Here is a 26,921-nt window from a genome sequence, read left to right on the forward strand (position 1 = left end):
TCGACCGTCCTAAGTACTAGTGAGCCGTCGGAAATGTTCTGTGAGCTGCCGGAAACCTCTTCTTAGCTTCGTGAACTAGATCACCATACATAACTCCCGTGACGGGAGTGGCGCAATGGGGGATTTGATATTCAGGGGGATTTCTTGGCGATGCGGGGCAGATTTTCACCCGCGCCCGGGCGCTCTTCGTGCGGTACTCGCAGCTGCACATCGGTCAACAAAGCGCGCAGGTCGTCGAGTTCGTCGCGCAGGTATTCGCGCGTGACAACCTCGCCGACGGCCAATCGCAGCGCGGCCAGCTCGCGGGCCAGGAACTCGGTGTCGGCTTTGGTCTGCGCCGCGCGGCGGCGGTCTTCGTCCAGGGCGACGCGGTCCCGGTTCTCCTGGCGGTTCTGGGCCAACAGGATCAGCGGTGCGGCGTAGGCGGCCTGCGTCGAAAAGGCGAGGTTCAGCAGGATGAACGGGTAGGGGTCGAAGCGCTCCTCGATCGCGACGAGGTTGAAGGCGATCCAGACGATCACGATGATGGTCTGGATCAGCAGATACCGACCGGTGCCGAAGAAGCGGGCGATGGCCTCGGTGCTCTGCCCGACAGTCTCGGGGTCCAGCCGCAGCATGCTCCACCGCGACGTCCGCGGGGTGTACAGCCGCCGGGGTGCTGCCGTCGGTTTGCTCACCGGGACCCCCCGCGCGCGACGACGGCGTCCAGCTCCTGGGCGTCCGCGCGCCAGTCGTGCGGCAGCAGATGGTCGAGCAGGTCGTCCACGGTCACGGCCCCCAGTAGGTGGTTTTGGTCGTCCACGACCGGGCCGCAGACCAGGTTGTACGCCGCGAAGTAACGGGTCACCGACGCCAGGGAGGTCTCTGGGGCCAGGGTCTGCAGGTCGCTGTCGACGATCCCGCCGACCAGCTCGCTCGGCGGCTCGCGCAGCAGCCGCTGCAGGTGCACGCAGCCCAGGTAGCGCCCGGTCGGGGTGGCCGTCGGCGGCCGGGTCACGAACACCATCGACGACAGCGCCGCGGTGAGGTCGCGGTCGCGGGCCCGGGCCAGGGCCTCGGCGACCGTGGTGTCCGCGGTCAGCACCACCGGGTCGGACGTCATCAACCCGCCCGCGGTGTCGGGCGAATGCGTCAGGAGCCGGCGCACCGGCTCGGAGTCGTCGGGGTCCATTCGGGTCAGCAGCAGCTCGGCGTCGTTCGGGTTCATCTCGCCGAGCAGGTCGGCGGCGTCGTCCGGGTCCATCTCTTCGAGCACGTCGGCCGCGCGCTCGGTGCCCAGCTGCGACAGCGCCTCGGCCTGTTCCGACTCCGGCAGCTCCTGCAGGATGTCGGCCAGCCTGTCGTCGCCGAGCGCCCGGAACACCTCGAGGCGCCGCTTGGGCGGCAGGCCGCGGATGGCATCGGCGACGTCGACGGCGCGGCGTCCCTCGAACTGGTTGAGCAGCTCCGCGACTGCCTGGCCGGGCATCGCCAAGGCCGACGGCGTCAGCCCTTGGACGCTCTGCCAGTCCACCACCTGCACCGGCCCGCGCCGGCCGAGCCGCCGCTGGGTGCGCACGGCAACCCTGGTCACCAGCCAGTCGCGGGTCCGGGACTGCTCGATGCCCAGGTCCGTGATCACGACGTCGTGCCCCGCCAGCTCGGGCAGCTCCGGGTCGTTGACCTTGACCTGGGTGTCGAGCACCTGGCCCATGGCCAGCACCTCGCCGGGTCGCTGCTCGAAGTGGCGCAGCGACACGCTTCCGGTGCTCAGCGTGACCGCGTTGGGTTCGATCGAGCCGACCCGCAGGATCGGGATGAAGATGCTGCGGTGGGTCGCCAGGTCGACGACGAGGCCCAGCACCCGCGGCTGTTGGCGGACGATGCTGATGCTGATCACGACGTCGCGCACCCGGCCGTAGTTTTCGCCGAGTGGACCCAGCACCAGCATCCGCGCGAGCCGCGCGACGTAGACCCTGTTGACCGGAGGCATGGCAAGGAGCCTAAGCAGCCGGACGCCCGGCTCGCAGCCGCTGCAGCGTGACGGGGGTCGCTAACTCGAGTGCATCGCGAAGATCCCGACGATCAAAGCGATGATCAGAGTGGCGATTCCAATCACGATGCCCGCGACGGCCATGCCGTAGCCGTCCTGGCGAGTCCGCTTGATCTGGTCGAGCGCGATGATGCCGAGGATGATCCCGACGATCCCGCCGACGCAGCACAGCAATCCGGTGAACGACGCGATGAGCGACCCGATCGCCAGCCCGTTCGTCCCGGGCTGGCTCGGTTGGGGCCCGTAGCCGCCCGGATAGTCCGGCGCCGGGTAGTAGCCCCCGGGATACGGGGGTGCCCCATAGCCGCCCGGCGGCCCGTAACCGCCCGGCGGTGCGCCGTAGCCCGGCGGCGGCTGGTATTCGTGCGGCGGGGGCGGATACCCGAAGGCCGGGTAGCCGGCCGCCGGCTGCGCGCCCGGGGTCTCCCAGGGCGGCTCCCAGGCCGGCTTCTGCAGGCCTGGCGCGCCGGTCGGGGGCGTGTCCGACCCGCCGCAGCCACCCTCGCGGGGGTCCTCACCGCCGGCACCGCCCGGAGCTGTCATGGTGTTCAACCTAGCCGCCGCCACCGACGTTCGCGGGCACCGGTGGACTTTGTCTCACCGTGAACCGGGGGCGGGGTGAAAGGGCGGCCACGACGGAGGAGAATGACCCCGATGACTAGTCCTTTCCAGCCCGGGCAGGTTCCCGGCGCGACGCCCGGCGGTGCGGTCGCGGGTCGTCGCAGCGCGCCCGGCCTGCCGACGCCGCCCAAGGGCTGGCCGGTCGGGTCGTATCCCACCTACGCCGAGGCGCAGCGCGCCGTCGACTACCTGTCCGATCAACAGTTTCCGGTCCAGCAGGTGACCATCGTCGGCGTCGACCTGATGCAGGTGGAGCGGGTCACCGGCCGGCTGACGTGGCCCAAGGTGCTGGGCGGGGGAGTCCTCAGCGGGGCCTGGCTGGGGCTGTTCATCGGATTGGTGCTCGGCTTCTTCAGCCCGAACCCGTGGGGTGCGCTGCTGACCGGTTTGGTCGCCGGGGTTTTCTTCGGACTGATCACCTCCGCCGTCCCGTACGCAATGGCCCGTGGCACAAGGGATTTCAGCTCCACCATGCAATTGGTTGCCGGCCGCTACGACGTGCTCTGCGAACCGCAGAACGCCGAAAGGGCGCGGGATCTGTTGGCACGCCTGGCGATTTGAGGCCGAACGAAAGGCTGAGGTTGCGGTGAGTCGCGGGCGCGCACGCCGGGCAGGCGTCATCGTGCTGGCGCTGCTGATCATCGTATCGATCTCGGGATGCGGCTCGACCGCCAACGGGCTGGTCATCAGCTTCTACACGCCGTCCGACGATTCCGCGACGTTCACCGCGGTCGCCCGCGACTGCTCCGCGCAATTCGGCGGCCGGTTCACGATCCAGCAGATCGGGCTGCCCCGGGCCCCTGGCGAGCAGCGCCTGCAACTGGCGCGGCGGTTGACCGGTCACGACCGCACGCTGGACGTGATGTCGCTGGACGTGGTGTGGACGGCCGAATTCGCCGAGGCCGGGTGGGCGCTGCCGCTCTCCGAGGATCCCGCCGGCCGGGCCGAGACCGACGCAGTGGTTGACACGCTGCCCGGCCCGCTCGCAACGGCCCGTTGGAAGCACAGGCTGTACGCGGCGCCGATCACCACCAACACCCAATTGCTTTGGTACCGAGCCGATTTGGTGAAGCAGCCGCCACGCGACTGGACCGAGATGGTGGCCGAGGCGACCCGGCTGCACGCCGCGGGCAAGCCGAGCTGGATCGCCGTGCAGGCCAACGAGGGCGAGGGCCTGGTCGTCTGGTTCAACACGCTGTTGGTCAGCGGGGGCGGTCAGGTGCTCTCCGAGGACGGAAGCCGCGTCACACTGACCGACACACCCGAACACCGGGCCGCCACGGTCAACGCGTTGCGGATCATCAAGGCCGTGGCCACCGCGCCCGGCGCCGACCCGTCGATCACCCGCAGCGACAACGGCACCGCGCGGCTGGCCGTCGAACAGGGCCAGGCCGCCCTGGAAGTCAACTGGCCTTTCGTGTTCGCGTCGATGCTGGAGAACGCGGTGAAGGGCGGCGTCAGCTTCCTGCCACTCAACCGGGACCCGGTGCTGGCCGGCAGCATCAACGAATTCGGCACATTCGCCCCCAACGACGAGCAATTCCAGACGGCATACGCGGCCAGCCAGAAGGTGTTCGGGTTCGCGCGGTACCCGGGTGTCGCGCCGGGACGACCGGCCAAGGTGACGATCGGCGGCGCGAACCTCGCGGTGGCCAGCACCACCCGTCATCGCGCCGAGGCGTTCGAAGCCGTGCGCTGCCTGCGCAGCCTGCAGAACCAGAAATACGTGTCCCTCAACGGCGGGCTCCCGGCGGTGCGCACCACGCTGTACTCCGACCCGCAGTTCCAGGCCAAGTATCCGATGTACACCGTGATCCGCCAGCAGCTTACCGACGCCGCGGTGCGCCCGGCGACGCCGGCCTATCAGGCGATGGCGATCCGGCTTGCCGCGGCGCTGAGCCCGGTCACCCAGATCGATCCCGACCGGACCGCCGACGAGCTGACCAGGCAGGTGCAGAAGGCCATCGACGGCAAGGGGTTGCTGCCGTGACCGTTGCGTGGCCGGCGCGGCTGACCGTCAAGAACCTTCCGGCCGAGCATCGGCTGGCCTTCACACTCGTTGCGCCGGCTGCGATTTTGATGGTGGCGGTGACGGCCTACCCGATCGCCTACGCGATCTGGCTGAGCCTGCAGCGCAACAACCTGGCCACGCCGAACGACACCAAATTCGTCGGGCTGGGCAACTACCAGACCGTCTTGACCGACCGGTATTGGTGGACGGCGCTGGCCGTAACATGCGCGATCACAACGGTTTCGGTGCTCATCGAATTCGTGATCGGCCTCGCGCTGGCGTTGGTGATGCACCACACCCTCGTCGGCAGGGGACTGGTCCGCACCGCGGTGCTCATCCCGTACGGCATCGTCACCGTGGTCGCGTCCTACAGCTGGTACTACGCGTGGACGCCGGGCACCGGCTACCTGGCCAACCTGTTGCCCCGGGGCGTCGCGCCGCTGACCGAGCAGATCCCGTCGCTGGGTGTCGTCGTGCTCGCCGAGGTCTGGAAGACAACGCCTTTCATGTCACTGTTGCTGCTGGCCGGCCTGGCGCTGGTGCCGCAGGACCTGCTTAAGGCGGCGCAGGTGGACGGCGCCGGCGCCTGGCGCCGGCTGCTGCGTGTCACGCTGCCCATCATCAAGCCGGCGGTCGTGGTGGCGCTGCTGTTCCGGACGCTGGATGCGTTTCGCATCTTCGACAACATCTACGTGCTGACGCAGGGCGCCACCGACACCGACTCGGTGTCAATCCTGGGCTACAACAACCTGTTCAAGGGCTTCGACGTCGGACTCGGCTCGGCGATCAGCGTGCTGATCTTCGTCTGCGCGGGCATCATCGCGCTGGCCTACATCAAGCTGTTCGGGGTCGCGGCGCCCGGTGGTGATACCGATGGGCACTGAGTTGACGCGCGGGCAGCGCACCGCGGCGTGGGCCGTGCTCGACACCCTGGTCGTCGTGTACGCCGGGCTTCCGGTGCTGTGGATCCTGAGCCTGTCGCTGAAGCCGACGTCAATGGTGAGGGACGGCAAGCTGATTCCGTCGTCGGTGACTTTCGACAACTATCGCGGCATCTTCCGGGGTGACTTCTTCAGCTCGGCGCTGGTCAACTCCATCGGAATCGGGTTGATCACCACCGTGATAGCGGTGACCCTGGGCGCGATGGCGGCCTATGCCATTGCCCGCCTGGACTTTCCCGGTAAGCGACTGCTCATCGGGTCCACCCTGCTGATCACCATGTTCCCGGCGATCTCGTTGGTCACGCCGCTGTTCAACATCGAACGGGCGGTGGGGTTGTTCGATACCTGGCCGGGCCTGATCCTGCCCTACATCACCTTCGCGCTGCCCCTGGCGATTTACACGCTGTCGGCCTTCTTCCGCGAGGTGCCGTGGGATTTGGAGAAGGCGGCCAAGATGGACGGCGCCACGCCGGGGCAGGCGTTCCGCAAGGTGATCGTCCCGCTGGCCGCACCCGGGCTGGTGACCGCGGCGATCCTGGTTTTCATCTTCGCGTGGAACGACCTGCTGCTGGCGTTGTCGCTGACCGCCACCAAGGCGGCGATCACCGCGCCGGTCGCGATCGTGAACTTCCCCGGGACTTCACAGTTCGAGGAACCGACGGGATCGATCGCGGCAGGGGCGATCGTGATTACGGTCCCGATCGTCGTGTTTGTTCTAATCTTCCAACGACGGATTGTCGCTGGGTTGACCTCTGGCGCCGTGAAGGGATAGCGCGATGGCCGAGATTGTGCTGGAGCACGTCAACAAGAGCTACCCCAACGGGGCGACCGCGGTGGCTGACCTGAACATCACCATCGCCGACGGCGAATTCCTGATCCTGGTCGGGCCATCCGGCTGCGGCAAGACCACGACGCTGAATATGATTGCGGGACTTGAGGACATCTCGTCGGGCGAACTGCGCATCGGCGGTGAACGCGTGAACGAGAAGGAGCCCAAGGACCGCGACATCGCGATGGTGTTCCAGTCTTATGCGCTGTACCCGCACATGACGGTGCGCCAGAACATCGCCTTCCCCCTGACCCTGGCGAAGATGAACAAGGCCCAGATCGCCCAGAAGGTCACCGAGACCGCGAAAATCCTTGACCTGACCGAACTTCTGGACCGCAAGCCCTCCCAGCTGTCGGGTGGGCAACGCCAGCGGGTCGCGATGGGCCGGGCGATCGTGCGGCACCCCAAGGCGTTCCTGATGGACGAGCCGCTGTCCAACCTGGACGCGAAGCTGCGGGTGCAGATGCGCGGTGAGATCGCCCGGCTACAAAAGCGGCTGGGCACCACCACCGTCTACGTCACGCACGACCAGACCGAGGCCATGACGCTGGGCGACCGTGTGGTGGTCATGCACGGCGGCGTCGCGCAGCAGATCGGCACGCCAGCCGAGCTCTACGAGCGCCCCGCCAACCTTTTCGTCGCGGGGTTCATCGGCTCACCGGCAATGAATTTCTTTCCCGCCACGCTGACCGCGCACGGGCTGACGCTGCCCTTCGGCGAGGTGATGCTCGCCCCCGAAGTCCAGCAGGTGATCGCCGGGCATCGGCGGCCGGACAACGTCATCGTGGGGGTGCGTCCCGAGCACCTGGCCGACGCCACGCTGATCGACGGCTATCAGCGCATCGGCGCGCTGATCTTCGAGGTCAACGTCGACCTGGTGGAATCGTTGGGCGCCGACAAGTACGTGTACTTCTCCAGCGCGGACTGGGATGCGCACGCGACGCAACTGGACGAGCTGGCGGCCGACACGGACGCGCACGAAAACGAGTTCGTGGCAAGGGTTCCCGCGGCATCGAAGGCGGCGATCGGCGAGCCGCTCGAGTTGGTCTTCGATGCCACCAAGCTCGCCGTCTTCGATGCCGATTCGGGTGTGAACCTGACGATCCCGGTGCCCGCGGCCGAGTGACCCTGGACCTGGTGCGGGCGCACCTACGCGCCCACTACGCCTCCGAGCCCGACTCCGCGCGGGTGACGTTCCTGGGCACCGAAACCATCGAGATACTGCGGTTCCGTTCCCGGACAGACCAATTGGTGCACTATGCGTCGCTGGGGTGCTCGCGACACCCGATGACCGATCCGACCGAAGTCTTGGCCGACCCGCTGCGCGGCCCGCGCGCCGAGGTGGTGCTTTCCCTGCGCGACCCCGGGACCGTCAGCGGCGTCGCGCGCAGCCTAGCCGTACTGGCGGCCACCCCGGCGGTCGACGGTGTGGTGCTGGTGGCCGACGCGCTGATCGACCTGGGCTCGCCGTTGTGGGCTCGACCGGATGCGCGGGTGCCGTTCACCGCGGTGTTGTTGGGCCACAGCGACATCGGCGAGCTGCCGCTCGAGCCGCCGCTCGACCCGGTGCGCTTCCTGTCGGCGACGCCGATCACCGCGACCGAGGCGGCCTGGGTGCGGCTCAAGGGCGCCGAGGCCATGCGGCAGGCGTGGCAGAACGACGGCGTCGATGTACTGAACCCGAATCGCCGCGCAGCACAACCGAATTGAACGGCTAAAGCCAGTTGTTCCTGCGGAATTGGAAGTACAGCGCCAGGCAGGCGAGGCTCGTCGCGGCCATGATGCCCGGGTAACCCCACGTCCAGTTCAGCTCCGGCATGAAGTGGAAGTTCATCCCGTAGATCGCGGCGATCATGGTGGGCACCGCCAGGATACCGGCCCAGGCCGCCATCTTGCGCATATCGTTGTTCTGCTGCATGCCAACTCGGGCCAACGCCGCCTGCACCAGCGAGTTGAGCATGTCGTCGTAGCCGGCGATCCGGTCGGCGGCCTCGGAGTGATGATCGCCGACGTCCCGCAGATAGCGCCGCACCTCTTTGGAGATCAGGTCCTTGTTTTCCATTTGCATTCGGTGGAATGCGGTCGACAGCGGGGTCACGCACCGGCGTAGCTCGACAACCTCGCGCTTGAGCAGATAGATCGGCTCGACGTCGAGCTTGCGGCCCGGGGCGAACGCGACTTCCTCGATGCTGTCGATGTCGGATTCCATCAGCCGGGTCACCTCGAGATAGCGATCCACGACGTAGTCGGCGATCGCGTGCATCACCGCGAACGGCCCCATCCGCAGCTGCTCACCGTCGGCTTCCATGCTCTTGCGCACGTTGGCCAGCCCGCTGTGCTCGCCGTGGCGAACCGTGACCACGAAATCATTGCCGACGAAGACCATCACCTCGCCGCTCTCGACGATCTCGCGGGCCAGCGCCACCGACTCGTGCGGCACGTACTTGACCGTCTTGAGCACCAGCACCAGCGTGTCGTCGTAGCGCTCCAGCTTGGGTCGCTGATGCGCGCAGACCGCGTCCTCGACGGCCAGCGCGTGCAACCCGAACACGTTCGCCACTTCCGTCATCTGCGCCTCGTTGGGTTCGTGCAAGCCGACCCAGACGAACGCCTCGTGCCCCAGCGCCTCGATCTGGTGCACCTTGCTGCAGGCGGCTTCGTAGCTGAACTTGCCGGGCAGCCGCTGACCTCCCACGTACACGGCGCAGTCGATCAACGCCTCGTGCGGCGGGGGCGGTTGCGGCGTGGGTTCGGGATCCGGCTCGTGCGCGATCGTTCGAAGCGCTTCCGGCAGTGCGTCGAAACCCTCGAACACCACAACCTCCAATGATGCCGCGAACCTGGTAGGGCGGTGCCCCATGCTACGCGTGCTGGTAAAACGCGGCATGAAATGGCGTGCCGCGGCCGAGTGCTGATGGCGGCCGCCGGACGGTCGGCGGCGGTGCGCTAGTTTCGTGGGCGACCCCGAACTGTTTTGAAGACTTTCTCCATAGGAGTGAACCGACGTGAGCGCAAGTCCACTCAAGGTCGCCGTCACCGGCGCTGCCGGCCAGATCGGCTACAGCCTGTTGTTCCGCCTGGCGAGCGGCTCGCTACTGGGGCCCGACCGCCCGATCGAGCTACGGCTGCTCGAAATCGAGCCCGCGCTCAAGGCGCTCGAGGGCGTCGTGATGGAGCTCGACGACTGCGCGTTCCCTTTGCTGTCCGGCGTTGAGATCGGCTCGGACGCGAACAAGATCTTCGACGGCGTCAACCTCGCCCTGCTCGTCGGCGCGCGGCCGCGCGGCCCGGGCATGGAGCGCAGCGACCTGCTGGAGGCCAACGGCGCGATCTTCACCGCGCAGGGCAAGGCGCTGAACTCCGTCGCCGCCGACGACGTCCGCATCGGCGTGACCGGTAACCCGGCCAACACCAACGCGCTGATCGCGCTCAGCAACGCGCCCGACATCCCGAAAGAACGGTTCTCGGCGCTGACCCGCCTGGACCACAACCGGGCGATCTCGCAGCTGGCCAAGAAGACCGGCGCCAAGGTTACCGACATCAAGAAGGTGACGATCTGGGGCAACCACTCGGCCACCCAGTACCCCGACATCTTCCACGCCGAGGTCGGCGGCAAGAACGCGGCCGACGTGGTCAACGACCAGAACTGGATCGAGAACGACTTCATCCCCACGGTCGCCAAGCGCGGCGCGGCGATCATCGACGCGCGCGGCGCCTCCTCTGCCGCCTCGGCGGCCTCGGCCACCGTCGACGCCGCCCGCTCCTGGCTGCTGGGTAGCCCGGACGGCGACTGGGTCTCGATGGCGGTCTTCTCCGACGGCTCCTACGGCGTGCCGGAGGGCATCGTGTCGTCGTTCCCGGTGACCACCAAGGACGGCAACTGGTCGATCGTGCAGGGTCTGGAGATCGACGAGTTCTCCCAGAGCCGCATCGACAAGACCACCGCCGAGCTGGTCGACGAGCGCGCGGCCGTCACGGAACTGAAGCTGATCTGAGCAAGCGTGGCGATCGCAAGCGCGGCGAAGCCGGGTGCAGCGGGTCGCCACCGGCATCGCGAGACGATTAGGGCTACTAATGAGTAGTCAGTACCCTGAGGCCGTGCCAGAAATTGTGGAGTCGGAAAAGATCGTCATCGGCGACGATGAGATCTTCGAGGCTCACGCAGGGGGAAAGCTTTCCGTAGAGCTCAAGTCCCCGCTGGACACCAAGCGCGCCCTGTCGATCGCCTACACCCCCGGTGTGGCGCAGGTCAGCCGGGCGATAGCCGCCGACCACACGCTTGCCGCCCGCTACACCTGGGCGAATCGGCTGGTCGCCGTCGTCAGCGACGGCAGCGCGGTGCTGGGCCTCGGCGACATCGGCCCGGCCGCGGCGCTGCCGGTGATGGAGGGCAAGAGCGCGCTGTTCAAGGAATTCGCCGGCCTGGACGCGATCCCGATCGTGCTGGACACCAAGGACCCCGACGAGATCGTCGAGACGCTGGTGCGGCTGCGGCCGACGTTCGGCGCGGTCAACCTCGAGGACATCTCGGCTCCCCGCTGCTTCGAGATCGAGCAGCGGGCCATCGAGGCGCTGGACTGCCCGGTGATGCACGACGACCAGCACGGCACGGCGATCGTGGTGCTCGCGGCGCTGATGGGCGCCAGCAAGCTGCTCGGCCGGGACATGTCCTCGCTGCGGGTGGCGGTCTCCGGCGCCGGCGCTGCCGGCGTCGCCTGCTCGAAACTGCTTTTGGCAGAAGGTGTTTCGGATATCACCGTGCTCGACTCACGCGGCGTTCTGCACCCCGACCGAGACGACATGAACGCCGTCAAGGCCGACCTGGCGCGCGGCACCAACCCGCGCGGCATCACCGGCGGCATGGTGGAGGCGCTCGACGGCGCCGACGTCTTCCTCGGGCTGTCGGGGGGAGTCGTCCCCGAGGAGCTCATCGCCACGATGGCGCCCAACGGGATCGTGTTCGCGCTGTCCAACCCTGACCCGGAGATCCATCCCGAGCTCGCGGCCAAGTACGCCGCCGTCGTGGCCACCGGGCGCAGCGACTTCCCGAACCAGATCAACAACGTGCTTGCCTTCCCGGGCGTGTTCCGCGGCGCGCTGGACGCCGGTGCCCGCCGGATCACCGAGAAGATGATGGTGGCCGCCGCCGAGGCGATCTACTCGGTCGTCAGCGACGACCTCGCGCCCGACCGGATCGTCCCGAGCCCGCTGGACCACAGCGTCAGCGAAGCGGTGGCCAAGGCGGTGGCTCAGGCTGCGGAAGCCTGACCGTCCTGAGGCCACTCGGGTGAAAACCGGCAGGCTGGTCGCCCTGCTGCTGGTCGCCGCCGTGGCAGTGCTGTCGTTGGCCGGCTGCGGCTCCCACAGCGGTAACCCCCACGCCGGCGAGGTGGTGGTCGGATCCGGGCGCGACGCCGAGTCGACGCTGCTGGCCGGTATCTACGCGGCGGCGCTGCGGTCGTACGGCTTCCCCGCGCGCACCGAGCCGAGCGACAACCCGATGGCCCAGCTGGACTCCGGCGCATTCACCGTCGTGCCGGCCTTCACCGGTCAGATGCTGCAGACCCTGCGGCCCGGGGCGTCGCAGCTGTCCGACACGCAGGTCTACCGCACGATGGTGTCGGCGCTCCCGGAAGGCGTCGCCGCCGGCGACTACACCACGTCCGCCGAAGACAAGCCCGTGTTAATGGTGACGCAGTCGACCGCCAGGGCGTGGGGCGGCAACAACCGCAACGCGGACCTGAGCGCGCTACCGAAACATTGCGACGGGCTGGCCCTCGGGGTCGTCGCCGGTCGCCGGGTACCCGCCGCGGTCGGCAGCTGCCTGCTGCCAGCCGCACGCGAATTCCCTTCTGAGACAACAATGTTCGACGCGCTGCGGGCCGGGCAGCTGACCGCCGCATGGACCACCACCGCCGACCCCGCGGTCCCCGGCGACCTGGTGTCGCTGGCCGACGGCAAGCCCGCGCTGGTTCAGGCCGAGAACGTGGTGCCGCTGTACCGGCGCAACGCGCTGAGCGATCGGCAGTTGCTGGCGATCAACGAAGTGGCCGGCGTGCTGGACACCGCCGCCCTGGCCGACATGCGCAGACAGGTGGCCGGTGGCGCCGACCCGCAGGCGGTGGCCGGCGGTTGGCTGGCCGAACACCCGCTGGGGCGCTGAGCCCTAACGCGGGATCATCTTGCCCATCGACGACCGGACGATGCGCTGATATCCGGAGCCGGTGAGGCGAACCATGATGTCCAGGATCTTGGCGTCGGGGCCGACCAGCACGCGCGCCCGGTTCTTCTGCACGGCGTCGAGGATGATGCGGGCGGCCTTCTGCGGACTCGTCATCGCCAGCTTCTTGTCGAACAGCTTGGCCAGCTGCTCGGGGTCGAGGCCCTCGGCGGCGGTGGCGTTGCGGGCGATCGCGGTCTTGATGCCGCCGGGGTGCACGGTGGTGACCTTGACCGGGTGCCCCGCCAGGTGCATCTCCTGGCGCAGCGCCTCGGTGAAGCCGCGGACGGCGAACTTCGCCGAGTTGTACGCGGCCTGACCGGGCACCGAGAAGAGCCCGAACACGCTGGAGACGTTGACGACGTGGCCGTCGCCGGAGGCGATCAGGTGGGGGAGGAAGGCCTTGGTGCCGTTCACGACGCCCCAGAAGTCGACGTCCATCACCCGTTCGATGTCCTTGAACTGGCTGACCTCGATGTCGCCGGTGAAGGCGATGCCGGCGTTGTTGTAGATCTGGTTGACCTTGCCGAAGTGCTCCTTGACCGCGTCGGCGTACAGCAGGAACGCCTCGCGCTCGGTGACGTCGAGGCGGTCGGCCTTGACCGGCGCGCCGATCGCCTTCAGCTGCTCCTCGGTCTGCGCCAGGCCCTCGGTGTCGACGTCGCTGATCGCCAGGCTGGCGCCGGAACGGCCCAGCTCGATGGCCAGCGCCTGCCCGATGCCCGAACCCGCGCCGGTGACCACCGCGACCTTGCCTGCGAATCCCCGCATGAACACGCTCCCTCGTGAAGAAGAATCTGCGTCGAGGTTAACCGGTACCGGCGGTCCCTGATAACGCCGGGTGTCTCAGGCTCAGCCGAACGCGATGTCGAGGATCTCCTGCTGCTCGACGGCGTGCACCTTGGACGAACCCGACGACGGGGCCGACATCGCCCGGCGGGAGATGCGCTTGATCCCGGTCAGCTTGTCCGGCAGCAGCTCGGGCAGCTCCAAGCCGAACCGCGGCCACGCGCCCTGGTTGGCCGGTTCCTCCTGCACCCAGAAGAACTGGTTGGCGGCCGGGTAGCGGTCCAGCGTTTCGTTGAGTCGCCGTTTCGGCAGCGGCGCGAGCTGCTCGATCCGCACGATCGCCACGTCGTCGCGGTTGTCCTTGGCCTTGCGGGCGACCAGCTCGTAGTAGATCTTGCCGCTGGTCAGCAGGATCCGGCTGACCTTGCTGCGATCGCCGATGCCCTCCTCGTAGGTGGGCTCCTCGAGCACCGAGCGGAACTTGATCTCGGTGAAGTCCCGCACGTCGCTGACCGCCGCCTTGTTGCGCAGCATCGACTTCGGGGTGAACACGATCAGTGGGCGCTGCACACCGTCCAGCGCGTGCCGGCGCAACAGGTGGAAGTAGTTCGACGGCGTCGACGGCACCGCGATCGTCATCGAACCCTCGGCCCACAGTTGCAGGAAGCGTTCGATGCGGCCGGAGGTGTGGTCCGGGCCCTGGCCCTCGTGGCCGTGCGGCAGCAGCAGCACGACGTTGGACAGCTGGCCCCACTTGGCCTCACCGGAGCTGATGAACTCGTCGATGATCGACTGCGCGCCGTTCACGAAGTCGCCGAACTGCCCCTCCCACAACACAAGTGCGTCCGGGTTGCCCACGGTGTAGCCGTACTCGAATCCCACGGCGGCGTACTCGGACAGCGGTGAGTCGTAGACCAAGAACTTGCCGCCCGACGGGGTGCCGTCGGAGTTGGTCGCCAGCAGCTGCAGCGGAGTGAACTCCTGGCCGGTCTGGCGGTCGATGATCACCGAATGCCGCTGCGAGAAGGTGCCGCGCCGGGTGTCCTGCCCCGACAGCCGGATCAGCTTGCCCTCGGCGACCAGCGATCCCAGGGCCAGCAGCTCGCCGAAGGCCCAGTCGATCTTGCCCTCGTAGGCCATCTCGCGGCGCTTCTCGAGCACCGGCTGCACGCGTGGGTGCACGGTGAATCCGTCGGGGACGGCCAGGAACGCGTCGCCGATGCGGGCCAGCAGCGACTTGTCCACCGCCGTGGACAACCCCGCGGGCACCAGCTGGTCGGCCTCCACCGATTCGCTCGGCAGCGCGCCGTGCTTTTCCACCTCACGGACTTCGTTGAACACCTGCTCGAGTTGGCCTTGGTAGTCGCGCAGCGCGTCCTCGGCCTCCTTCATCGAGATGTCGCCGCGGCCGATCAGGGCTTCGGTGTAGCTCTTGCGGGCACCGCGCTTGGTGTCGACGACGTCGTACATGTAGGGGTTGGTCATCGACGGGTCGTCGCCCTCGTTGTGCCCGCGCCTGCGGTAGCACAGCATGTCGATGATGACGTCCTTGCGGAACGTCTGGCGGAAGTCCACGGCCAGCCGCGCCACCCACGCGCACGCCTCCGGGTCGTCGCCGTTGACGTGAAAGATCGGCGCGCCAATCATTTTCGCCACGTCCGTGCAGTACTCGCTGGAGCGCGAGTACTCGGGGGCGGTGGTGAAGCCGATCTGGTTGTTGACGATCACGTGGATGGTGCCGCCGACGCGGTACCCCGGCAGCAGCGCCAGGTTCAGCGTCTCGGCGACCACACCCTGGCCGGCGAACGCGGCGTCGCCGTGCAGCATCAGCGGCACCACCGAGAAGCCGTCGTCGCTGTCGCCCTTGTCCAGCAGGTCCTGCTTGGCCCGGACCAGGCCCTCCACCACCGGGTCGACTGCTTCCAGGTGCGACGGATTTGCCGTCAGCGACACTTGAATGTCGTTGTCGCCGAACATCTGTAGGTACACGCCGGTGGCACCGAGGTGGTACTTGACGTCACCGGACCCGTGCGCCTGCGACGGGTTGAGGTTGCCCTCGAACTCGCTGAAGATCTGCGAGTACGGCTTGCCGACGATGTTGGCCAGCACATTGAGCCGCCCGCGGTGCGGCATCGCGATGACGACCTCGTCCAGGCCGTGCTCGGCGCACTGGTCGATCGCCGCGTCCATCAGCGGGATCTGGCTTTCGGCGCCCTCCAGCGAGAAGCGTTTCTGCCCAACATATTTGGTCTGCAGGAAGGTTTCGAAAGCCTCGGCGGCGTTGAGCTTGCTCAGGATGTACTTCTGTTCGCCCACCGTCGGCTTGACGTGCTTTGTCTCGACCCGCTCTTGCAGCCAGCGCTGTTGCTCGGGCTCGAGGATGTGGGTGTATTCCACGCCGATGTGGCGGCAGTAGGCGTCGCGCAGCAGGCCCAGCACGTCGCGCAGCTTCTTGTACTCCCAACCGCCAAAGCCGTTGACCTTGAACTGCCGATCGAGGTCCCACAGCGTCAGGCCGTGGTTGAGCAACTCGAGGTCGGGGTGGCTGCGGAACCGGGTGGTGTCCAGGCGCAGCGGGTCGATGTCGGCCATCAGGTGTCCGCGGTTGCGGTAGGCCGCGATCAGCTCCATCACCCGGGCGTTCTTGTCGACGATCGAGTCCGGGTTGTCGGTGCTCCAGCGGATCGGCAGATACGGGTTGCCCAACTCGCGGAAGATCTCGTCCCAGAACGAATCCGAGAGCAGCATCTCGTGGATGGTGCGCAGGAAGTCACCGGATTCCGCGCCCTGGATGATGCGGTGGTCGTACGTGGAGGTCAGCGTGATCAGCTTGCCGATGCCCAGCTCTGCGATGCGCTCCTCGCTGGCGCCCTGGAATTCGGCGGGGTATTCCATGGCCCCGACGCCGATGATGGCGCCCTGCCCCGACATCAGCCGGGGCACCGAGTGCACCGTGCCGATGGTGCCCGGGTTGGTCAGCGAAATCGTCACGCCCGCAAAGTCTTCGGCGGTCAGCTTGCCGTCGCGGGCGCGCCGCACGATGTCCTCGTAGGCGGAGACGAACTCGGCGAACCGCATCTCCTCGCAGCCCTTGATGCCGGCCACCACCAGCGAGCGCTTGCCGTCCTTGCCCTGAAGGTCAATGGCCAGACCGAGATTGGTGTGCGCCGGGGTCACCGCGGTGGGCTTGCCGTCGACCTCGGCGAAGTGCCGGTTCATGTTCGGGAACTTCTTAACCGCCCGCACCAGCGCGTAGCCCAGCAGATGGGTGAACGAGATCTTGCCGCCGCGGGTGCGCTTGAGTTGGTTGTTGATGACGATGCGGTTGTCGATCATCAGCTTGGCGGGGACGGCCCGCACACTGGTCGCCGTCGGGACGTCCAGCGAGGCGGACATGTTCTTGACGACGGCCGCGGCGGCGCCGCGCAGCACCTGCACCTCGTCGCCTTCGGCCGGCGGGGGAGTCGGGGCCTTCGAAGCGGGTGCAGGGGGCTCGGGGTTGTAGTCCACCAGGAACTCGTGCCAGCTCGGATCCACCGACGACGGGTCGTCGCGGAACTTGCGGTACATCTCCTCGACCAGCCATTCGTTCTGCCCGAACGGTGAACTAATGTTGCTCACGACCGCTGTTCGCCTCAATTCTCGTGTCGTGCAGGCTCTGCAGCGCTATTGCTGATCGCCTGCGATTCTTCGCACCCCGGCCGGCGGAGTACCTCACACCCGTGGCGGCTGGAAAGCACTTCCGCCCCATAAAAGGCTATCGCTTCGCCGGCAATTCGCCAGATGGATGGGTGGACCGCTAGCCGGCGTCGTGCGCCGTCGGCAGCACGTGCAGGGCGGCGGGCCAACGGGCCGGCGGGACGCCGAACGCCTGGCGGGCGTTGCGGACGATCTTTCTGCCCAGGATGCGGTTGCCGGCGCCGCCGACAGCCGCGCCGATGCCGACGGGCAGCAGCTTGCCGAACATCAGCGCGCCGCGCCGCATTGCGTACCGCTTGACGAAGTACTTGAGCATCCGGCTGTTCAACCGCCCCAGGCTCGACAGCGGCAGCGAGGCCATTCCCTCGGCCAGCCAGCCGCCGTTGGTACGCGCCGGGCCGATCAGCTCGCCGATCGCGCGCCTGCTGTCGTCGCCCACCAGGACCGACAGCACCAAGGCGCGGCGCCGCTCGCGATGGTCGGCGGGGACGCCGTACACGACGGCGTTCGCCAGCACGAACACGGCGGTCGCCTCCATGAAGAAGACGGTTTCGCCGGCGCCCGCGGACATCGCCGTCAGTGTGCCGATGCCCGGGAAGGTCGCCGCCGATCCCACCGCCGCGCCGCTGGCCGTCAGCGCGGTCAGGTAGCGCTTTTCCAGCATGGCGACGATTTCGGCGGGGCTGGCCCCGGGATGCGCCCGTCGTAACCGGGCGACGTAGGCCGCCGCGGCCGGGGCCTGGATCCGGGTGCTGCGCTCGATGACCTGCGCCAACGCGCGCGCGGATGCCTTGGGTCGGCCGGTTGAGGCGCCCGGCGGCCAATCGGGAGCGGAGCTTCGCTGGGTGCGTCGGGCGCTCATATTGCCTCTCGGAGTGAACAACAACCCTTTCAGGCTAACTCGTGTTTGCTAAACCCGGGCCGAGCTGCGAAGTTTCCGGCTATCGGGTCCGCGGCTGCGGCGCCCGTTGCCCCACCCGGGATAATGCAGGCTGTCGGTGGCGATCCGGGTCAGGTGGGCCATTGCAGTCCCGACAGCATCGCCGACAGCATGCTGGGGAGCCGAAACGAGGTGGGGTAGATGACCACGCCGACGTCGCGGGCGCCCGGGCAAGCCCGGCCACCGAACCCCTGGCACGCGCTGTGGGCGATGATGATCGGCTTTTTCATGATCATGGTCGACTCGACCATCGTCGCCATCGCGAACCCGACCATCATGACCGACCTGCACATCGGTTACGGCACCGTCGTGTGGGTGACCAGCGCCTACCTGCTGGGCTATGCGGTCGTGCTGATGGTGGCGGGCCGGCTCGGTGACCGGTTCGGCCCGAAGAACCTCTATCTGATCGGCCTGCTGGTGTTCACCCTCGCCTCGATGTGGTGCGGGCTGTCGGGCAGTGCCGCCATGCTGATCGCCGCCCGGGTGGTGCAGGGCGTCGGCGCCGGGGTGCTGACGCCGCAGACGCTGTCCACCATCACCCGGATCTTCCCGCCGCAGCGGCGCGGTGTCGCGGTAAGCGTGTGGGGCTCCACCGCCGGGGTCGCCAGCCTGGTGGGACCGCTGGCCGGCGGCGTGTTGGTCGACGGGCTCGGGTGGGAGTGGATCTTCTTCGTCAACGTCCCCATCGGCATAGCGGGGATCGCGCTGGCGGTATGGCTGGTGCCGGAGCTGCCCACCCAGGCCCACCGGTTCGACATGATCGGCGTCGCGCTGTCCACGGTCGGCATGTTCTGCATCGTGTTCGGACTGCAAGAGGGTGAGGGCGCGCACTGGCAGCCGTGGATCTGGGCGCTGATCGTGACGGGGATCGGCTGCATGACTGCCTTTGTCTATTGGCAGTCGGTGAATCCCCGCGAGCCGATGATCCCGCTGCAGATCTTCGGCGACCGCGACTTCAGCCTGTGCAGCATCGGGGTGGCCGTCACGTCGTTCGCGGCGACCGCGATGATGCTGCCGCTGACGTTCTACACGCAGTCCGTGTGCGGGTTGTCGCCGACGCGCTCGGCCCTCTTGATCGCGCCGATGGCCGTCGCCAACGGTGTGTTCGCGCCGTTCGTCGGCCGGCTCGTCGATCGTGCCCATCCGCGGCCCGTGCTGGGCTTCGGCTTTTCGGTGCTGGCGATCGCCCTGACCTGGCTGTCGTTCGAGATGGCACCTGGCACGCCGATCTGGCGGCTGGCCTTGCCGTTCTTCGTGGTGGGCGTCGGGATGGCGTTCGTGTGGTCGCCGCTGACGGCCACCGCGACCCGCAACGTGCCGCCGGAGCTGGCCGGGACGGGTTCCGCGGTGTACAACGCCGTCCGCCAGCTCGGCGCGGTGCTCGGCAGCGCGGGCATGGCCGCGTTCATGACCGGGCGCATCGGCGCCGAGATGCCGCAGTCGTCCGGCGTGGACGAAGACCGCCTCGGTTTGCAGTTGCCCGCGTTCCTGCGTGAGCCGTTCTCGGCGGCCATGGCGCAGTCGGTGTTGCTGCCCGCGTTCGTCACGCTGTTCGGCATCGTCGCCGCCCTGTTCCTGCTCGGCGCCGCGCCCTCGGGGCAGCGCCGGGCGGCCGAACCGCCCTCGGACGGTGACGACGCCGTCGGCGAGGGATATGACGACGACGACTACGTCGAGTTCGTGCTGCGTCGCGAACCCGAGCCAGCGCCCTTCGCGCACAACGGGTTTCACGTCCAGGATGCGGGCCGGGTTCGTCGGGTCGCCGGCCCCACCCGGCGGTCCCCGCGCATCTAGCCTGCGTCGTCGGTCGAGGTGAGCGCCAGGAAGGCGCCCAGCTCGGTTAGGCCCGCCGGCGTGCCGGGCAGGTACTCAGTCAGCAATGCCGAGCGCACGATCACGGCCGCGTACTGTGCCCGGGAAACGGCGACGTTGAGCCGGTTCCGGTTGAGCAGGAACGAGATTCCACGCGGTACTTCGTCGACCGAGGAGGCCGTCATGGAGATGAAGACCACCGGTGCCTGCCCGCCCTGGAATTTGTCGACGGTGCCCACCCGCACGTCCTCGAGCCCGGCCGACGCCAACCGCCGGCGCACCAGACCCACCTGCGCGTTGTAGGGCGCCAGCACCAGCACGTCGGCCGCGGTCAACGGCCGGGTGCCGTGCTCGTCGGTCCAGGAAGATCCGAGTAGCCGCTGAATCTCGGCGACGATCGCGTCGGCCTCCTCGGGGCTGTCGATCGAGTTGCCTTGATGGTCAACCACATGCACGTGCGCCCCGGGCCGATAACCGTCGAGGCGACGCGCGCCCGCGCGCTCCGTGTGGGAGTGCAGGCGGCCCTCATAGGACAGCGCCGAGACCGCGGCGCAGACCGCAGGATGCATCCGGTACGAGCGGTCCAGGAAGTAGCCGCGCTCGTCGGGCAGCGTGCGCTGGCCGTCGACGAGCCACTCCAGGGCGGAGGTGTCGACCTTTTCCGGGTGGGTGCCCTGACTGACCTGCGGCAGCTGCTGGGGGTCCCCGAGCAGCAGCAGGTTGCGCGCGGCCGGTGCCACGGCGATGGTGTTGGCCAGGCAGAACTGGCCGGCTTCGTCGATCACCAGCAGATCGAGGCTGCCGGGCCGCACGCGGTTGGCGTTGGCGAAATCCCAAGCTGTGCCGCCGATCACGCATCCCGCGGTGTCGGCGATGAACGCCGCATATTCGCCGCTGTCGATTTCGCGCCAGCGCGGAGCGTCGTGGTCGTGCCGCTTCTTGGCGACCCGCCCCGCGTCCAGCCCGGCGTCGATGATCGCGCCCAGCAGGTTCTCCACCGTCGCGTGCGACTGCGCCACCACGCCGACGCGCCAGCCGCGCTCGGTGACCAGGCGGGTGATCACCGCGGCGGCGGTGTACGTCTTGCCGGTCCCGGGCGGCCCGTGCACGGCCAGATACGACGAGTCGAGGTCGAGGGCCGCCGCGGTGATGTCGCCGACGGTGTCGCCGCCGTGGGGCAGCGCGGCGCCGCTGCGGGTCCGGGGCGCGCGGCGCAGCAGGATGTCGGCCATCGCGTCGCGGGGCACGCTCGGCAACCCGGTGGCCACCGCCGCCGCGGTCGATTCGATCGAATCCCGCAGCGTCGCGGTGGAAACGGGCGGGCCCGGGGTGAGTGCGAAGGGCAGTTGATGAAACGGCTTGCCGTCGCTGCCCACTCGCTCGGCGATCAGCACGTCGGTCGGCACCGCGGGGTCGTCGACCTCAATGACCTCGGCGCGGCCGGCGGCCCGGCGGTCGGGGTTGTCGGTCATGCTCGACGGGGCAGGCGGCTCGTAGAGCGCGAACACCGTCCGCATCAAATCCCCGCGGGCCAGCGCGCCGCGCAACCGCACCCGCCGCTGCGGCTTTCGGGCCCGCGGCGGCGTGTGCCAATCCTCAAGCAGTGCAACGTCATCAGCGACGAAGACGTCGGTGTTATCCGCCCACTCCTCGACCGGAAAGTTCAGCCGATCGAAGTGCGCCCACCAGAACGGCTTGTCCTCGCGCCGGTGGTAGCCGCGCGCCGCGGCCACCAGTGCGACGGCGATCTGCTCGGGCGTGCGGGCGCCGACGGCGACGTCGCCGGCGAACGACGACAGCCGCGCGGCCAGCGCGTCGTGGTCTTCGACCGCGCCGCCGTCGGAAACCGGTTGGGCGCCAATGGGTGTGACGCCGGACTCCAGGGCACGCACCAGCAGCCAGTTGCGCAGCCCCTGCGTCGACCGGCAGTCGTAGTGGTTGTAGTCCTCGATCTCCTTGAGCAGCGTCGCGGCCTCGTCGGCGCGGCCGTCGGCCTGCAGCTCGCAGTAGCGGGCGTAGGACGTGATCGAAGCGGTGGCGGTGGTGACCTCACCGGCGCGCAGCTGGGCCCCCATGTACAGCGGTTCCAGCGCCTTCAGGCTGAACGATTCGGCTCCCGCGCGAATGCTCTTGCGTACCAACGGATACAGGTCGACCAGCGTGCCGCTGCGCAACAGCTCGTCGACCTCGTCCTCGCCCACCCCGTAGCGCCCGGCCAGTCGCAGCAACGCCGTCTTCTCGTACGGCGCGTAGTGGTAGATGTGCATGTTGGGCCGTCGCTTGCGGCGCTTTTTCACCATCGCCAGGAAGTCGATCAGGGCCTTGCGCTCGTCGACCCGGTCGTGCGCCCACAACGGGCTGAAATTCCCCGTGGCATCCAACACCCCGAACAGATACTCCAGGCCCCAGTCGTGCCCATCGGCGGTCCACAGCGGATCGCCCTCGAAGTCGAAGAAGAGGTCGCCGGGGTCCGGGTCGGGGAGCAGCGCCAGCGGCTGCGGATCCGCGACCTCGAACTGCGGAGTGCCGGTGTCGCGTTGCCGGACTTGCAGTCTGGCCTGGGCGGTCAGCTTGCCCAGCGCGCTGGGCGCCATGTCGGCCACGCGTCCGGCGTGGGTCGCCAGGTCCGCAACCGTGGTGATCCCGGCGTCAATCAGCTTGTCGCGCTGACTGATCCGCATGCCGGCGATCAGCAGCAGGTCGTCGGCGGCCCGCACCTGCTCGTCGCAGAGCGGGCACCGGAAACAGGCCCGGACGCCGTCGTCCTCCCAGCGCACCGCGGTATCGCGGGCGTAGTGCTCGTCGAGCAGCCGCTGCAGCTGCGCGCGCTGGGATCGGTATACCGGGATCAGGTCGCCGACGCGATAGGACACGACCGACCCGTCGCCCAGCCGCAGCTCGGCGTCGGGCGCGACCGAGACACCCGCCGCGGTCAGCGCATCGGCGTAGGCCGCGAGCTGCAACAGCGCGGTGACCTTGGGGGAGCGGGCCAGCTTGGTGTCGACCAGCCGATACCGCTCGCCGTCGCGGACCAGGAAGTCGGCGAATCCGACGAAGCGGCCGTCGAACATGGCGGCCTGGTACACCACCGGCGCGGCCCGTGCGACCGCGCGCCGTGTCGCCTTGGCGGCCGCCGCCAGCCCGGCCATGCTGTATGCCGGACGGCCGATGATCGCAACCTCGTCGCCGAACTCCGCCCGCAACCGGTCGAGCTCGCGCCGCTCATGCTCATCACCCAGAGTCGCGGTGCGCGCGAGGAGTTCGTCCTCCACGGCGACGGCCGGACCACGGCCGAGCTTCGCGTCGAAGTCGCGCAGCAGGGCGTACTCGCACCGAGCGGCGGCGGCGAGATCCGACGCGCTGTAGACAAGGCTGTCGTCGGTGACGAACACAGCAGCAACTGTAGGTGAGGGGTCCGACGTTGCGGCGTTTCCGCGATGGTGCGCCGCTCAGTGGCCCGGGGCGTTGCCGATGAGCTCGACGGCGTTGCCGTTCCAGTGGAAGCGCACGTCGGTGTTGAGGCCGTTGATGCCGCTGGGGTAGGTCAATGCCACGGTGTCGCCGGTGGTTTGCGCCGGGTCGATGCCGTTGAAGCCGTAGGTGTCGGGCACGCCCTGCGGGATGAACTGGCCGAGATGGAACAGCACCGCGCGGGTGGTGGGGTTCACGCCGTTGGTGTTGGCCTTGATGATCACCGCCGACAGCTGGGCGCACTGGCTGTAGTTGCCGGCCAGCGGCTCGACGTTCCACGGCTGTTGGCTGCGGGGATCGCGGGGCAGCTCGGAGACCACCTTCGCGATGGTCGGCGACGCGAGGTCGATCGCGCACGGATCGACGGGCCCGCTGCTGGTCGGGGCGGCCTGCGCCGACGGGGTGGCGGGTGCCGTGATCGAGGCCGTGGCACTCGTCGTCACCTGGGGTGTCTTGGCGACCGTGGAATCTCCGGACCCGCAGCCGCTCACGGTGGCGGCGAGCGCGATGGCGAGGATCAGTGGCTGGGCACGGCGGGGAAGCGACCACACATCGCGCAACCGTACCGGTACCCGCCTCGCCGGTGTGTGCCAGCCGTTCCCTACCACTAAACTCGACACACGATGACCCACCCGGACAGCTCGCCCGCGACGCCCGCTCCTACGTTTGCCGAGCTGCAGATTCCCGATCCCGTCATGCGGGCGATCGCCGACGTCGGCTACGAGTCGCCGACGGCGATTCAAGCGGCGACGATTCCGGCGCTGATGGCCGGCTCTGACGTGGTGGGACTGGCGCAGACCGGCACCGGCAAGACGGCGGCGTTCGCCATCCCGATCCTGTCCAAGATCGACGTGACCAGCAAGGTGACCCAGGCGCTGGTGCTGGCGCCCACCCGCGAGCTGGCCCTGCAGGTCGCCGAGGCGTTCAGCCGCTACGGCGCCCACCTGCCGCAGATCAACGTCCTGCCGATCTACGGCGGCTCGTCCTACACCGTGCAGCTGTCCGGGCTGCGGCGGGGCGCCCAGGTGGTGGTCGGTACCCCGGGCCGGGTCATCGACCACCTCGAGCGCGGGACGCTCGACCTGTCCCACGTCGACTACCTGGTGCTCGACGAGGCCGACGAGATGCTCACCATGGGCTTCGCCGAAGAGGTCGACCGCATCCTGAGCGATACCCCGGAATACAAACAGGTGGCGCTGTTCTCGGCGACCATGCCGGCGGCCATCCGCAAGCTCACCACCAAGTACCTGCACGATCCGCTCGAGGTCAGCTTCAAGGCGAAAACCGCCACGGCCGAGAACATTTCGCAGCGCTACGTCCAGGTCGCCGGTCCGCGCAAGATGGATGCGCTGACTCGGGTCCTCGAAGTGGAGACGTTCGAGGCGATGATCGTTTTCGTGCGCACCAAGCAGGCGACCGAGGAGGTCGCCGAAAAGCTGCGCGCCCGAGGGTTTTCCGCCGCGGCCATCAACGGCGACATCGCGCAGGCGCAACGCGAGCGGACCATCGCCGCGCTCAAGGACGGCAGGATCGACATCCTGGTCGCCACCGACGTCGCGGCCAGGGGATTGGACGTCGAGCGGATATCGCACGTGCTCAACTACGACATCCCGCATGACACCGAGTCCTACGTGCACCGGATCGGGCGCACCGGCAGGGCCGGGCGTTCGGGAAACGCGCTGCTGTTCGTCTCGCCGCGGGAACGTCACATGCTCAAGGCGATCGAGAAGGCGACCCGGCAGACGCTGACCGAGGTCGAGCTGCCCAGCGTCGAGGACGTCAACGCCCAACGGGTGGCCAAATTCGCCGATTCCATCACCGACACGCTCGGCGGTGCCGGGATCGAGCTGTTCCGCAGGCTGGTCGAGGACTACGAGCGCGAGCACGACGTCCCGATGGCCGACATCGCCGCGGCCCTGGCGCTGCAGTCCCGCGATGGCGAGGCGTTCCTGATGTCGCCGGAACCGCCGCCGCAGCGGCGCGAGCGGTCCGAACGGTCCGAACGGTCCACCGAACGCCGGGAGCATGCCGACAAGTCAAGGGGGACAAAGGCATTCGGCACATACCGGATCGCCGTCGGCAAGCGGCACAAGATCGGCCCGGGCGCGATCGTCGGTGCCATCGCCAACGAGGGCGGGCTGCATCGCAGCGATTTCGGTCACATCTCGATCGGGCCGGATTTCTCGCTGGTGGAGTTGCCGGCCAAGCTGCCCGCTGCGACGCTGAAAAGGCTTGAGCACACCCGTATCTCGGGTGTGCTGATCGACCTTCGGCCGGAACGGTCGGGCGGCAAGCCCGCCGACAAGGCGCGTCGCGGGGCCGAATCCAAGGGCGCCAAGCCGCGCCGGAAGCACGGCGCATGACCTTGTCCGAAGAGCAGGACGCCCAGGGCGGCCTGGAGCAGGTCGCTGGCGTGGATCGGGTCGCCTCGCTCACCGGTGTTCGCGCGGTGGCCGCACTCCTGGTCGTCGGCACCCACGCGGCCTACACCACCGGCAAGTACACCCACGGCTATTGGGGACTGGTCGGGGCCCGGATGGAGATCGGCGTGCCGATGTTCTTCGTGCTGTCCGGTTTCCTGTTGTTCCGCCCGTGGGTGAAGGCGACCGTCACCGACGGCCCGCCACCGTCGGTGAGTCGCTATGCGCGGCATCGGATCCGGCGCATCATGCCGGCCTACGTCATCACCGTGCTGATCGCCTATGTGCTGTACCACTTCCGCGAGGCGGGACCCAATCCCGGGCACACTTGGCTCGGACTGGTCCGCAACCTCACGCTGACGCAGATCTACACCGACGGCTACCTCGGCAAGTACCTGCACCAAGGGCTCACCCAGATGTGGAGCCTCGCGGTGGAGGGGGCCTTCTACGTCACGCTGCCGTTCCTGGCCTACCTGCTGCTCGCGATGATCTGCCGGCGACAATGGCGGCCGAGGGTGTTGGTGGGTTGCCTGCTGGCGCTGATGTTGATCAGCCCGGGGTGGCTGATCCTGGTGCACACCAATCACTGGTTCCCCGACGGCGCTCGGCTCTGGCTGCCCACCTACCTGGCCTGGTTCCTGGGCGGCATGCTTCTGACGGTGCTGCAGGCGATGGGAGTGCGCTGCTACGCCTTCGTGGCCATACCGCTGGCGATCGTCAGCTATTTCATCGTCGCCACGCCGATCGGGGGCGCGCCCACGACCTCGCCGGCGTCGCTGCCGGAGGCACTGTGGAAGACCGTCTTCTACACCGTGATCGCCACGTTGGCCGTCGCGCCCCTGGCCCTCGGCGACCGGGGCTGGTATTCGCGGGCGCTGGCCTCCCGGCCGATGGTGTGGCTCGGCGAGATCTCCTACGAGATCTTCCTGATCCACCTGGTGACAATGGAATTCGCGATGGATTACGTGGTGATGGCCCACGTCTACACCGGCTCCATGTTTTATCTCTACGTCGCGACCCTGGTACTGACGATCCCGCTCGCCTGGCTGCTACACCGTTTTACCCGGGTGCCCGCCTGACCGTTCCCCTCGCCGTGAAGATAGGTTACCCTAACCTAACTAGTACAGCGGAGGGGC

20 protein-coding genes and 1 pseudogene are annotated in these 26,921 nt (G+C 68.2%); 12 read left to right on the forward strand and 9 right to left on the reverse strand.

Going from position 1 to position 26,921, the window contains the following annotated elements; translation table 11 throughout:
* Window positions 1-131 precede the first annotated feature (131 nt).
* Genes MRAB57_RS16880 through MRAB57_RS16890 form a run of 3 tightly spaced genes read right to left on the reverse strand, consistent with a single transcriptional unit; the run spans window position 132 to window position 2,575 of the window.
* Window positions 132-677 (reverse strand): DUF1003 domain-containing protein, encoded by a 546-nt coding sequence (locus MRAB57_RS16880; RefSeq protein ID WP_077088371.1) that lies wholly within the window; start codon window positions 675-677, stop codon window positions 132-134.
* Window positions 674-1,972, reverse strand: coding sequence for a magnesium transporter MgtE N-terminal domain-containing protein (locus MRAB57_RS16885; RefSeq protein WP_077088372.1), 1,299 nt, complete (start codon window positions 1,970-1,972; stop codon window positions 674-676). The genes MRAB57_RS16880 and MRAB57_RS16885 overlap by 4 nt, the downstream gene beginning before the upstream one ends.
* A gap of 60 nt (window positions 1,973-2,032) precedes the next feature.
* Window positions 2,033-2,575 carry a DUF4190 domain-containing protein gene (locus MRAB57_RS16890; RefSeq protein WP_108637957.1) on the reverse strand — a complete coding sequence of 181 codons (543 nt, stop codon included), beginning with the start codon at window positions 2,573-2,575 and terminating at the stop codon, window positions 2,033-2,035.
* Window positions 2,576-2,686: 111 nt separating this feature from the next.
* Here MRAB57_RS16890 and MRAB57_RS16895 point away from each other — a divergent pair, with 111 nt between their 5' ends.
* From MRAB57_RS16895 to MRAB57_RS16920, 6 genes are read left to right on the forward strand one after another with little or no spacing between them, the layout of a single operon-like run.
* The gene (locus MRAB57_RS16895; protein WP_077088374.1) at window positions 2,687-3,214 is read left to right on the forward strand and encodes a YflT domain-containing protein; all 528 of its coding nucleotides are present in this window, start codon (window positions 2,687-2,689) and stop codon (window positions 3,212-3,214) included.
* Between the two features lie 25 nt (window positions 3,215-3,239).
* Window positions 3,240-4,643, forward strand: coding sequence for an extracellular solute-binding protein (locus MRAB57_RS16900; RefSeq protein ID WP_077088375.1), 1,404 nt, complete (start codon window positions 3,240-3,242; stop codon window positions 4,641-4,643).
* Complete coding sequence (locus MRAB57_RS16905; protein ID WP_077088376.1) at window positions 4,640-5,548, forward strand: carbohydrate ABC transporter permease; 909 nt, start codon at window positions 4,640-4,642, stop codon at window positions 5,546-5,548. Before MRAB57_RS16900 ends, MRAB57_RS16905 begins: the two co-directional genes overlap by 4 nt.
* Window positions 5,538-6,377: a carbohydrate ABC transporter permease gene (locus MRAB57_RS16910; protein WP_077088377.1), complete on the forward strand. Its 840-nt coding sequence runs from the start codon at window positions 5,538-5,540 to the stop codon at window positions 6,375-6,377. The genes MRAB57_RS16905 and MRAB57_RS16910 overlap by 11 nt, the downstream gene beginning before the upstream one ends.
* 4 nt (window positions 6,378-6,381) lie before the next feature.
* Window positions 6,382-7,560: an ABC transporter ATP-binding protein gene (locus MRAB57_RS16915; protein WP_077088378.1), complete on the forward strand. Its 1,179-nt coding sequence runs from the start codon at window positions 6,382-6,384 to the stop codon at window positions 7,558-7,560.
* A 2-nt stretch (window positions 7,561-7,562) separates the two neighbouring features.
* Window positions 7,563-8,144 carry a suppressor of fused domain protein gene (locus MRAB57_RS16920; RefSeq protein WP_425436815.1) on the forward strand — a complete coding sequence of 194 codons (582 nt, stop codon included), beginning with the start codon at window positions 7,563-7,565 and terminating at the stop codon, window positions 8,142-8,144.
* 4 nt (window positions 8,145-8,148) lie between these two features.
* Here the strand turns inward: MRAB57_RS16920 and corA are convergent, their stop codons facing one another.
* Window positions 8,149-9,249, reverse strand: a complete 1,101-nt coding sequence (corA, locus tag MRAB57_RS16925; RefSeq protein ID WP_077090643.1) for a magnesium/cobalt transporter CorA — start codon at window positions 9,247-9,249, stop codon at window positions 8,149-8,151.
* Window positions 9,250-9,439: 190 nt separating this feature from the next.
* On the opposite strand from corA, the gene MRAB57_RS16930 reads away from it, so the two are divergent.
* The 3 genes from MRAB57_RS16930 (at window position 9,440) to MRAB57_RS16940 (ending at window position 12,597) form a co-directional block, all read left to right on the forward strand.
* Window positions 9,440-10,429 carry a malate dehydrogenase gene (locus MRAB57_RS16930; protein ID WP_077088380.1) on the forward strand — a complete coding sequence of 330 codons (990 nt, stop codon included), beginning with the start codon at window positions 9,440-9,442 and terminating at the stop codon, window positions 10,427-10,429.
* A gap of 79 nt (window positions 10,430-10,508) precedes the next feature.
* Window positions 10,509-11,702 (forward strand): NAD(P)-dependent malic enzyme, encoded by a 1,194-nt coding sequence (locus tag MRAB57_RS16935; RefSeq protein ID WP_108637958.1) that lies wholly within the window; start codon window positions 10,509-10,511, stop codon window positions 11,700-11,702.
* A 19-nt stretch (window positions 11,703-11,721) separates the two neighbouring features.
* Entirely contained in the window at window positions 11,722-12,597 is an 876-nt protein-coding gene (locus MRAB57_RS16940) for a glycine betaine ABC transporter substrate-binding protein (protein WP_077088382.1), read from the forward strand.
* A 3-nt stretch (window positions 12,598-12,600) separates the two neighbouring features.
* Here the strand turns inward: MRAB57_RS16940 and MRAB57_RS16945 are convergent, their stop codons facing one another.
* The 3 genes from MRAB57_RS16945 to MRAB57_RS16955 all read right to left on the reverse strand — a co-directional run bounded on the left by MRAB57_RS16945 (window position 12,601) and on the right by MRAB57_RS16955 (window position 18,004).
* A complete protein-coding gene (locus tag MRAB57_RS16945) occupies window positions 12,601-13,425 on the reverse strand; it encodes an SDR family NAD(P)-dependent oxidoreductase (protein WP_077090644.1) in 825 nt (274 codons plus the stop codon).
* 81 nt (window positions 13,426-13,506) lie between these two features.
* Window positions 13,507-17,064 (reverse strand): multifunctional oxoglutarate decarboxylase/oxoglutarate dehydrogenase thiamine pyrophosphate-binding subunit/dihydrolipoyllysine-residue succinyltransferase subunit, encoded by a 3,558-nt coding sequence (locus tag MRAB57_RS16950; RefSeq protein WP_077088383.1) that lies wholly within the window; start codon window positions 17,062-17,064, stop codon window positions 13,507-13,509.
* Window positions 17,065-17,242: 178 nt separating this feature from the next.
* Window positions 17,243-18,004, reverse strand: coding sequence for a hypothetical protein (locus tag MRAB57_RS16955; RefSeq protein WP_077088384.1), 762 nt, complete (start codon window positions 18,002-18,004; stop codon window positions 17,243-17,245).
* Between the two features lie 219 nt (window positions 18,005-18,223).
* Here MRAB57_RS16955 and MRAB57_RS16960 point away from each other — a divergent pair.
* A pseudogene (locus MRAB57_RS16960) lies at window positions 18,224-19,783 on the forward strand (MFS transporter); the annotation flags it as partial.
* A gap of 89 nt (window positions 19,784-19,872) precedes the next feature.
* Here the strand turns inward: MRAB57_RS16960 and MRAB57_RS16965 are convergent.
* Both MRAB57_RS16965 and MRAB57_RS16970 read right to left on the reverse strand, forming a co-directional pair.
* Window positions 19,873-23,286 carry a TM0106 family RecB-like putative nuclease gene (locus MRAB57_RS16965; protein ID WP_077088385.1) on the reverse strand — a complete coding sequence of 1,138 codons (3,414 nt, stop codon included), beginning with the start codon at window positions 23,284-23,286 and terminating at the stop codon, window positions 19,873-19,875.
* Window positions 23,287-23,343: 57 nt separating this feature from the next.
* Window positions 23,344-23,925, reverse strand: a complete 582-nt coding sequence (locus tag MRAB57_RS16970) for an LppP/LprE family lipoprotein (protein ID WP_077088386.1) — start codon at window positions 23,923-23,925, stop codon at window positions 23,344-23,346.
* 63 nt (window positions 23,926-23,988) lie between these two features.
* On the opposite strand from MRAB57_RS16970, the gene MRAB57_RS16975 reads away from it, so the two are divergent.
* Together MRAB57_RS16975 and MRAB57_RS16980 are read left to right on the forward strand one after the other, a co-directional pair.
* Window positions 23,989-25,728, forward strand: coding sequence for a DEAD/DEAH box helicase (locus MRAB57_RS16975; protein WP_077088387.1), 1,740 nt, complete (start codon window positions 23,989-23,991; stop codon window positions 25,726-25,728).
* Complete coding sequence (locus tag MRAB57_RS16980) at window positions 25,725-26,864, forward strand: acyltransferase family protein (protein WP_077088388.1); 1,140 nt, start codon at window positions 25,725-25,727, stop codon at window positions 26,862-26,864. The genes MRAB57_RS16975 and MRAB57_RS16980 overlap by 4 nt, the downstream gene beginning before the upstream one ends.
* Window positions 26,865-26,921: the final 57 nt, after the last annotated feature.

It is taken from the genome of Mycobacterium rhizamassiliense (genome assembly GCF_900157375.1).
Classification (GTDB): domain Bacteria; phylum Actinomycetota; class Actinomycetes; order Mycobacteriales; family Mycobacteriaceae; genus Mycobacterium; species Mycobacterium rhizamassiliense.

Bases quoted from the DNA above. Each gene is read 5' to 3' on its own strand.
- MRAB57_RS16885 (WP_077088372.1), bottom strand. From the start codon at position 1,972: ATGCCTCCGGTCAACAGGGTCTACGTCGCGCGGCTCGCGCGGATGCTG.
- MRAB57_RS16890 (WP_108637957.1), bottom strand. From the start codon at position 2,575: ATGACAGCTCCGGGCGGTGCCGGCGGTGAGGACCCCCGCGAGGGTGGC.
- MRAB57_RS16895 (WP_077088374.1), top strand. From the start codon at position 2,687: ATGACTAGTCCTTTCCAGCCCGGGCAGGTTCCCGGCGCGACGCCCGGC.
- MRAB57_RS16910 (WP_077088377.1), top strand. From the start codon at position 5,538: ATGGGCACTGAGTTGACGCGCGGGCAGCGCACCGCGGCGTGGGCCGTG.
- MRAB57_RS16915 (WP_077088378.1), top strand. From the start codon at position 6,382: ATGGCCGAGATTGTGCTGGAGCACGTCAACAAGAGCTACCCCAACGGG.
- MRAB57_RS16935 (WP_108637958.1), top strand. From the start codon at position 10,509: ATGAGTAGTCAGTACCCTGAGGCCGTGCCAGAAATTGTGGAGTCGGAA.
- MRAB57_RS16945 (WP_077090644.1), bottom strand. From the start codon at position 13,425: ATGCGGGGATTCGCAGGCAAGGTCGCGGTGGTCACCGGCGCGGGTTCG.
- MRAB57_RS16955 (WP_077088384.1), bottom strand. From the start codon at position 18,004: ATGAGCGCCCGACGCACCCAGCGAAGCTCCGCTCCCGATTGGCCGCCG.
- MRAB57_RS16975 (WP_077088387.1), top strand. From the start codon at position 23,989: ATGACCCACCCGGACAGCTCGCCCGCGACGCCCGCTCCTACGTTTGCC.
- MRAB57_RS16980 (WP_077088388.1), top strand. From the start codon at position 25,725: ATGACCTTGTCCGAAGAGCAGGACGCCCAGGGCGGCCTGGAGCAGGTC.